Raw genomic sequence first — 7367 nt, 5'->3', positions numbered from 1 at the left:
TCCAAAAAGGACGGGCGGGACGCCCATCCCACAATAACAATTAAAATTGTAAGTTATTTAATTCGCGATCCTTAGCACTACCCTACAAATTTACATGAATGATTTAGGATTGCTATAGTATGTAGGGTGCGCTGAAGAACACCGAATATTTATGCAGCTTCTGGGTTTAACTGAATCATTTCCCAAGTGGTATAAGTGCCGATCGCACCCCAAATCACGTAAGGCAAAAGTAACAAAGCCGCGGTTTGAGAAATCGGCAAAACAGCCAACGTCAATACAACTCCCAAAATCTCGCCAGCCCCTCCCAAAATCGTCCCTACTTTCAGACTTTTGGCTCTGAGAGTAGCAGGAATATAAGCAACTGTTACAATTTCTAAAAGCAAGTACAAAGCCATCAGCAGCCAAGTTTTGAGACTACCGGGTTCCTGTTCCCACACGACAGCAGCGCTGCCGGCCCCGCAAGCAAAAATCACCGTCCAAATTAACGGAATAGCAGGCTCAAAAAACATCCAATCTGGTCTTTGAAGTTTGACAGCCCAGTTAATATCGCGGAGTTTAAAAAACAGAGTTCCGAAGGCGACTGAGAAAGTCACGCCCCCGATAATCATCCAAGATTCAATCATGGTTTTCAACTTTCCAATTGCTCGATCGCTCATTAAGTCGATCGTGCCAACTCCAAGCCGAACTTAGATCCGCCTATAGTAATAACTTTTGTAAAGCCCGATGCAATTATCGCTAACCGCCCGACACATTCTTAGCAAACTCATCGCGTCCAGACTCCAAATTAGCTGGAACGCCGTTAGGGTAATTTTGCGCGATTAAAGCTTGCAATTTTTGCACTCGGTTTTCAGGGTTGGGGTGAGAACTCAAAAACTCCGGTGGCGCTTCGCCCTTCCTAGCGGAACCGAGGATTTGCATCACCTCAACAATACCTCTAGGATCGTAACCAGCTTCAGTCATAAACCGAAAACCGAGCTGATCGCTCTCAAGTTCATCAGACCTACCGTACCGCAAACTGACAACTTGATTGACAGCTTGAGCAATTAATGCTGCCTGCTGCCCGCCCCCGCGATCGTCGCTAGTAGCCACCCCAACCGCCGTTACCAAAGCCCTGCCCAACTGCTGTTTTGCCAAGTGTTCCGCACCGTGGCGGGCGACAACGTGACCGGCTTCGTGCCCGAGTATAGCGGCCAACTGAGCCTCCGAATTCAGCCGGCGCAGCAGCCCCGCAGTAATGAAAACTTGTCCCCCCGGTAAAGCAAAAGCATTGACAGTTTGGGCGTCTCGCAGCAGGTGGAATTCAAACGGATAACCCGCTTGTTTCGCCGCCGAACCGTTGACAACTCGTGCTCCTACTCGATCGAGATACTGCTGAATACTTTGGCTGGGATAAAGCCCCCCGTGCTTGGCGGCCATTTGATCTCGCGCCTGCAATCCCAAAACTATCTCTTGGCGGGGAGAAAGCTGCACCCGCTGTCTCTCTCCAGTTACCGGATTTTGTACGTCGTTTGTAAAATAGGTGATTGCCCCAAAAAATGCCATTAATAGCCCGATCGCGGCTCGAAATAAAAATTTATTCACAAGCTTTTACCTAAAAAGTTTCGCGATTAGAATACTATGGTGACAGCTCTCTCGACATCTGTCTGAAGTATCAAGAAGGGAAAGTTGTTTGAGTTTTTTGAGATAATTTGCGAACAAGGCTTTTTTTAACGAACCGCGAAGGCGCGAAGGACACGAAGGAAGGGAAGAAGGTTATAGTTATTAAATTGGTTAAACTGAGATGTTGCACCATTGTCAGCAACAGGCTTTCCGGCCTGTTCCACAAAGAATAGATTTTCTTGTGGAACAGGCCGAAAAGCCTGTTCCGAAAAGGCTAATTGAGAATGGTGCAACATATGAGTTAAATCTGTTGAATCCACTACAAAATCAGTTGCCGAACTTCCTTCGCAATATGTTTCAAGCTACCCGCCGCCGCCTCGCTATTTGGTACACTGCCGTTACTGCTGTATTGTTACTTGTATTCGCCACAGGTTTCTATTTTTACGTCCGCACTACTTTGATCGATCGCATTGATGACACCCTCAATCATGTTGTCGAAGTAATAGAGCGAACTCTCGTTATCGAACCGCTCAAAATCCCTAATACCACAGATAAAAATAAATTGCAAGTTAATATTCAAGCCAGTTTTCGAGATAGCACCGATGCAGTAGAAGACGACCACATAGATTTAGAATGGTTCAGTCCTACGGGCGAATTGCTGTGGTCTACATTATCGGAACCGCTGAATATTCCCATTCACGCTAACCGCACCGGCGAAACAGTTTGGATAATTAATAATGAGTTGCAGTCAGCTCAAAACTATTCTCTCAGACAAGTAACCCAGCGAGTACAAATCGGCAGGCAAGTTCTGGGATATTTGCGAGTCAGCCATCCTTGGTTTGAAGTGACAAAACCCATCCGCCAATTAATTCTCGATTTGATTTTGGGCGCGAGTTTAACTCTAATTTGCGTGGCGGCGATTGGCTGGCTGCTGTCGGGATTGGCAATGGCACCGGTGCGAGAGTCTTACGGGCGTCTCAAACAGTTTACCGCTGATGCTTCTCACGAACTCAGAAATCCGATCGCCACTATTCAAACTAACGTCCAAGTAGCTTTGGCGGAACCGGATATCGAACCGCAGCAACATCAACAGCTACAAGTTATCGAACGCCTCACCCGCCGTTTGGGGCGCTTGGTTGACGATTTGCTGTTTTTAGCCAGACAAGACAGCGGTATCGTGCAACAGCAGTGGATTGAAGTTCCCCTCGATGCTTTGCTGATGGAGGTAATTGAAGAACAACAGGCGATCGCCACTACCCAAAATCTCTCTCTTTCTTTGGAAATTGTCGATCTGCCCAACGCTGACGACAACTTTACACTGTTGGGCGACTGGGATCAACTAGCCCGACTGTTTACCAATATCGTCAGCAACGCCGTGCAGTACACGCCATCTGGCGGCGAAATAGAAGTAGAATTGCAACTTGCAGCCAAAAACAAAAGAAATTCGGCGATCTTAAATCCAGCACTGCAAATAAAAGTAACAGACACCGGCATCGGAATTTCCCCAGAAGCCCTGCCACATTTATTCGATCGATTCTACCGCGCAGATCCCGCCCGAACCCACCGCAGCGCCGCCGGTTCCGGCTTAGGATTAGCAATCGCCAAAGCAATTGTCGAAAATCACCGCGGCCAAATCCGCATAGACAGCCAAGTCGATCGAGGTACAGCCGTTACCGTCACCCTTCCCGCCCACAAATCAGAAGCATCTCGCCTGTAAAACTTCCCCTCTTCCCCTCTTCCCCTCTTCCTCTGCGCCCTCTGCGCCCTCTGCGGTTTAAAAAAAATCTACCCCTCAAACCCTTATTCTTCCTACCTCGCGCCCAAACCCAGCTATTAAAACTCATTTCCGCCATAGATTAACATAAACGTTGTTGGAAAACCTCGATCGAACTTGTGAGGAGTTATTTATGTTTCACCACAATCTACCGTTAAAAAAAATCAGCTTGCTAGCAGCCACCGGCGTCGGTTTACTCGTTAGTCTCGCAACAATTTCCCACGCCGGCGGCCCCCCGCCCCAACAAGGAAAACCCGTTTCCCAACCCGCAGAGACTCCCGCAGCCACTGAAGAACCCGTCAGCGAACCAACTCCGGCTGCGAGTCCGGGCCTCAGCGGGATGCCCTCTACACCAACAGACGCGCCTGCCCGCTTCCCCATGCCCAGTGCGCGAGTTACGCCTGCCGAAGGCATGATAGTAATTAAACTGGTGAATACCACCAATGCTGTCATCAATTATCAAATCGTAGGCGAGACCCAGCCGCGCACTCTGGGCGAACAATCTGAAATTTTGCTTCAAGCCCTCAAAGTGCCAATCACCCTCACTTATCAGCGCCCAGACGGCGGATTGCTGCTGGTTCGCCCCCAAGCAACCGCGATGCCGGGAATGTTGCAAGTCAGTTTCGGCGCGACAACTGAGTTGGAGGCTGATACAAAATCGCTGCAAATTCAGGAAGATGGCAAGGTAATTTTGAATTAGTTTAACTGTTGACTGTTGACGGTTGACTGTTGACTGTTGACTGTTACCATTCGTGTCAACTTCAGACTAAGGAATGAGAATTAAATAACTTAGAATGCGTGATGGTTCTTGTGGGATGGGCGTCCCGCCCGTCCAGAAATGGCGGGCGGGACGCCCATCCCCTACTTCCCACAAACTTGTGTAAATTATTTAATTCGCCATCCTAAAATCCATAATAAATATCGTTTATAGTTGAGTTTCGAGCCACCCTAACCCATCTCAATAAGGGGGGACAAGACTATTCTTACCTCCCCTCTAACTCCCATTAATAAAGGGGAAAGAGCATTCAAAGTCACCCTTCTTAAGGGGGATTTAGGGGGATCGAAACTTCGATACAAACGAGATATACACAGGGTTTTAGTATTATGTTGACACCGATGGGCTGTTACTAATTCCCAAATTCCAATTCCAAATTCCCAGTCAACCGTCACTCGCCGAGTAACAAAGGAGGCAACTTAGTAAAAGGTAAATCCTCGTTGATTGCATCAATTTCTTCCTGTTCTCTTTCGTTGATTTGACCGATATAAGACTTGAGAATTTGCGCCAGACGGTTGTTATAAAATCGGTGCAAACTATAATTGGGCGTAGCTGGAAAGCCGCGCCGTTTTTTGTGCCTGCCACCGGCACCGGGATCGAAGCTTTGGATGCCCCGATCGATCGCCCATTCGATCGGCGTATAGTAACAAGCATCGAAGTGCAAGCAGTCGATTTCCTGCAAACTTCCCCAATAACGCCCGTACAGTCGATCGCCCTTATACAAACAAAAAGACATACCCATCGGCTGTCTCTCATCTTCCTTGTCGTAGGCGGCTACAAATAAAACTCGATCGCGATAATTGTGGTGCAACTGTTCAAAAAATCGCTTAGTCAGATACTTGCTTCCCCACCAACCAAATTTGTCGCAAGTATTCTCATAAAAAGCATACATTTGAGCAAACATAGCTTGGGGAATTTCATCGCCCGTCAGCGTTTTTACCAACAAACCAGCTTGATCAACTGCTTTGCGTTCGCGTTTGATATTGCGGCGCTGGTTGGCATTAAATGCGCCTAAATAATTGTCAAAATTTTGATAGCCTTGATTTTGCCAAATATAGCTGTGGTGCAGCCAAGCGCTGAAACCGTGGCGTTCCATGCGCTGCCGCCATTCTGGATCGACATAAAGGAAATTGCAGCCGGAGATATTGTGGCGATCGCAAAAATGGTCGATCGCGCTTACCATTACTCCGGTTAACTCGTCTTCATCTTCCCCCTCGGCAATCAAAAACCGATAGCCTTCAGCCGGAGTAAACGGTGTCATTCCCATCAATTTGGGATAATATTGAACACCCAAACGTTGAGCTAAATCCGCCCACTGATTATCGAATACAAATTCGCCGTAGCTGTGGCTTTTGACATAAAGTGGCGCGCAAGCAATCAACTGTTTGTCTCGCCACACAGTCAAGTGATGCGGTAGCCAACCGGTTTTACCTGTCGCACTGCCCGATACTTCGAGATTGTTAAGCCAATCCCATTCCAGAAATGGAGTTTTTAGTGGCATCGCCAGGGCATCCCACGACGCTTGCGGGATTTCGCCTATTTTGCTAATCCAGGCTACAGAATATTGAGGTTTTGGCTGTTTCAGCATAGGGAGATTTGAGCGTAGAGCGATCGAACTTCATTTAAGTTAATACAATCTCCCCTGCTTGTGTAATTACTCGCCACAGGCAAGATGCCTGTGCTACACAAGTGTTGTGGGGAGTAGGGGTTGGGCTTCTAGCCCGCCACAGGCAAGATGCCTGTGCCACACAAGTGTTGTGGGGAGTAGGGGTTGGGCTTCTAGCCCGCCACAGGCAAGATGCCTGTGCCACACAAGTGTTGTGGGGAGTAGGGGTTGGGCTTCTAGCCCGCCCCGAATCTATAATGCAAAAATACCTCTTGTCCCACCTGTTTAACCGCCAAAAGCTCCAATTTCGGAGCTAAATCTGCCAAAAAACCCTTTCCCTCCACAGGTGTCGGTGCATCCGCGCCGCCCAAAATTAACGGGCAAACCGTCAGCCAAAGTTCGTCTACCAAGCCCGCAGCCAGCACAGACGCTACCAGTTTTCCCCCGCCCAGAATCGCCAAGCGTTTGATACCGAAGCTTGCTAGCTGTTGAAACGCATCAATCCAATCAATCTCTCCACCTGCGGTTTTCGCATAGATAATTCGATCGAATTGAGATGTTGCACCATTCTCAATAAGCTTTTTATGAACAGGCAAGATGCCTGTTCCACTAGAAAATTCATCTCTTGTGGAACGGGCATCTCTTGTGGAACGGGCATCTTGCCCGTTCTTGAGAGATGTTGCACCCTTCTCAATAAGCCTTTGATCAACAGGCAAGATGCCTGTGCCACTAGAAAATTCATCTCTTGTGGAACGGGCATCTTGCCCGTTCTTGAGAGGAGACGGCAATGCCGTTTCCCTACCGTCTTGCCCCGTCAGCAGCCAGCGAGGCACCGGTTGCTGGAAAAATCGCAAATTTGGGTCAAATTGGGGCGATCGCGAACACACGATTTGCACCGGTTGTGGTGGCTTCCCTTGCAGTTCCCTCTGTTTGACCAATTCCGGCGAAATCACTCTCATCGTCGTCCCATAGGCCTGTAAAGTGCCGTTGCCGAACAAAACCGCGTCACTTGCTGCTACTTGCTGTTCGAGGTGGGCTTTGTCGTTGGCAGAACCGAATCTCGCGGGCGATCGCACTGCATCGGCAATTTTACCGTCAGCACTGATCGCGAGTATTACTGTTGCTAATGGTCGATCGATCTTATCTGTCATTAATTTATCCGTCCTGGACGCACCGGTGCTCAGAAACCGGGTTTTTTAGCAAAATCTTTCGTTGTCGCCCACAGATTAGGTAAAAAACCCGGTTTCTTTGGGAAAAATGCGTGAGTCCTGTTTATCAAATTTTCAACATCATAACGGCAAAAGATGACAGGGCGGTGCCGTTTCCCTATCCCAAAAGAGCGATCGGCCGTTTGCCCAAAAGTCGATCGCACATTTCCACTAAAACCTTTTGTATCTGTGGTCGATCGCCGAGGCCCGATCCCCCTAAATCCCCCTTAAGAAGGGGAGTAGGGGTTGACTTTGAAAAGATTCTTGTCCCCCCCCTGGTTGAAGGGGGACTTTGAGCGCTTCTTGTCCCCCCCTTTTTAAGGGGGGCTAGGCAGGGTGGATTAATTGTCAAAAGAGTAAACCAGTGGGGCTAGGCTATTTGCTGACGAGCACGCGCCAGATTTA

Annotated in this window: 7 protein-coding genes; 2 read left to right on the top strand and 5 right to left on the bottom strand. The window is 48.5% G+C overall.

The genetic code is table 11. The features are described from left to right. Positions 1 to 149: 149 nt before the first annotated feature. Together QUB20_RS27720 and QUB20_RS27715 are read right to left on the bottom strand one after the other, a co-directional pair. Positions 150 to 656, bottom strand: a complete 507-nt coding sequence (locus QUB20_RS27720) for a tryptophan-rich sensory protein (protein ID WP_333246721.1) — start codon at positions 654 to 656, stop codon at positions 150 to 152. A gap of 79 nt (positions 657 to 735) precedes the next feature. Further along, entirely contained in the window at positions 736 to 1581 is an 846-nt protein-coding gene (locus tag QUB20_RS27715; protein WP_333251237.1) for a M48 family metalloprotease, read from the bottom strand. A 370-nt stretch (positions 1582 to 1951) separates the two neighbouring features. Between QUB20_RS27715 and QUB20_RS27710 the strand changes: the two genes are divergently transcribed. Both QUB20_RS27710 and QUB20_RS27705 read left to right on the top strand, forming a co-directional pair. Beyond that, positions 1952 to 3316: an ATP-binding protein gene (locus QUB20_RS27710; protein WP_333251239.1), complete on the top strand. Its 1365-nt coding sequence runs from the start codon at positions 1952 to 1954 to the stop codon at positions 3314 to 3316. Between the two features lie 190 nt (positions 3317 to 3506). Further along, positions 3507 to 4073 (top strand): hypothetical protein, encoded by a 567-nt coding sequence (locus QUB20_RS27705; protein WP_333251234.1) that lies wholly within the window; start codon positions 3507 to 3509, stop codon positions 4071 to 4073. A 466-nt stretch (positions 4074 to 4539) separates the two neighbouring features. On the opposite strand, the gene QUB20_RS27700 is transcribed toward QUB20_RS27705, so the two are convergent. From QUB20_RS27700 to QUB20_RS27690, 3 genes are read right to left on the bottom strand one after another with little or no spacing between them, the layout of a single operon-like run. Continuing rightward, positions 4540 to 5736 carry a GNAT family N-acetyltransferase gene (locus QUB20_RS27700; RefSeq protein ID WP_333251231.1) on the bottom strand — a complete coding sequence of 399 codons (1197 nt, stop codon included), beginning with the start codon at positions 5734 to 5736 and terminating at the stop codon, positions 4540 to 4542. Positions 5737 to 5770: 34 nt separating this feature from the next. Next, positions 5771 to 5959, bottom strand: coding sequence for a hypothetical protein (locus QUB20_RS27695; protein ID WP_333291806.1), 189 nt, complete (start codon positions 5957 to 5959; stop codon positions 5771 to 5773). A 31-nt stretch (positions 5960 to 5990) separates the two neighbouring features. After that, positions 5991 to 6905, bottom strand: a complete 915-nt coding sequence (locus QUB20_RS27690) for a dihydrofolate reductase family protein (protein WP_333251229.1) — start codon at positions 6903 to 6905, stop codon at positions 5991 to 5993. Between the last annotated feature and the right edge of the window lie 462 nt (positions 6906 to 7367).

Origin of the sequence: Microcoleus sp. B4-C2 (assembly GCF_036705265.1) — a bacterium.
Taxonomy (GTDB): Bacteria; Cyanobacteriota; Cyanobacteriia; order Cyanobacteriales; family Microcoleaceae; genus Microcoleus.
The sequence above is the reverse complement of the archived record's forward strand: the minus strand, read 5'-3'. Positions and strand labels throughout refer to the sequence as shown.

What these genes read in the sequence shown, in the direction of transcription:
- QUB20_RS27690 (WP_333251229.1), bottom strand. Translation starts at nt 6,905, where the DNA reads ATGACAGATAAGATCGATCGACCATTAGCAACAGTAATACTCGCGATC.
- QUB20_RS27720 (WP_333246721.1), bottom strand. Translation starts at nt 656, where the DNA reads ATGAGCGATCGAGCAATTGGAAAGTTGAAAACCATGATTGAATCTTGG.
- QUB20_RS27700 (WP_333251231.1), bottom strand. Translation starts at nt 5,736, where the DNA reads ATGCTGAAACAGCCAAAACCTCAATATTCTGTAGCCTGGATTAGCAAA.
- QUB20_RS27705 (WP_333251234.1), top strand. Translation starts at nt 3,507, where the DNA reads ATGTTTCACCACAATCTACCGTTAAAAAAAATCAGCTTGCTAGCAGCC.
- QUB20_RS27710 (WP_333251239.1), top strand. Translation starts at nt 1,952, where the DNA reads ATGTTTCAAGCTACCCGCCGCCGCCTCGCTATTTGGTACACTGCCGTT.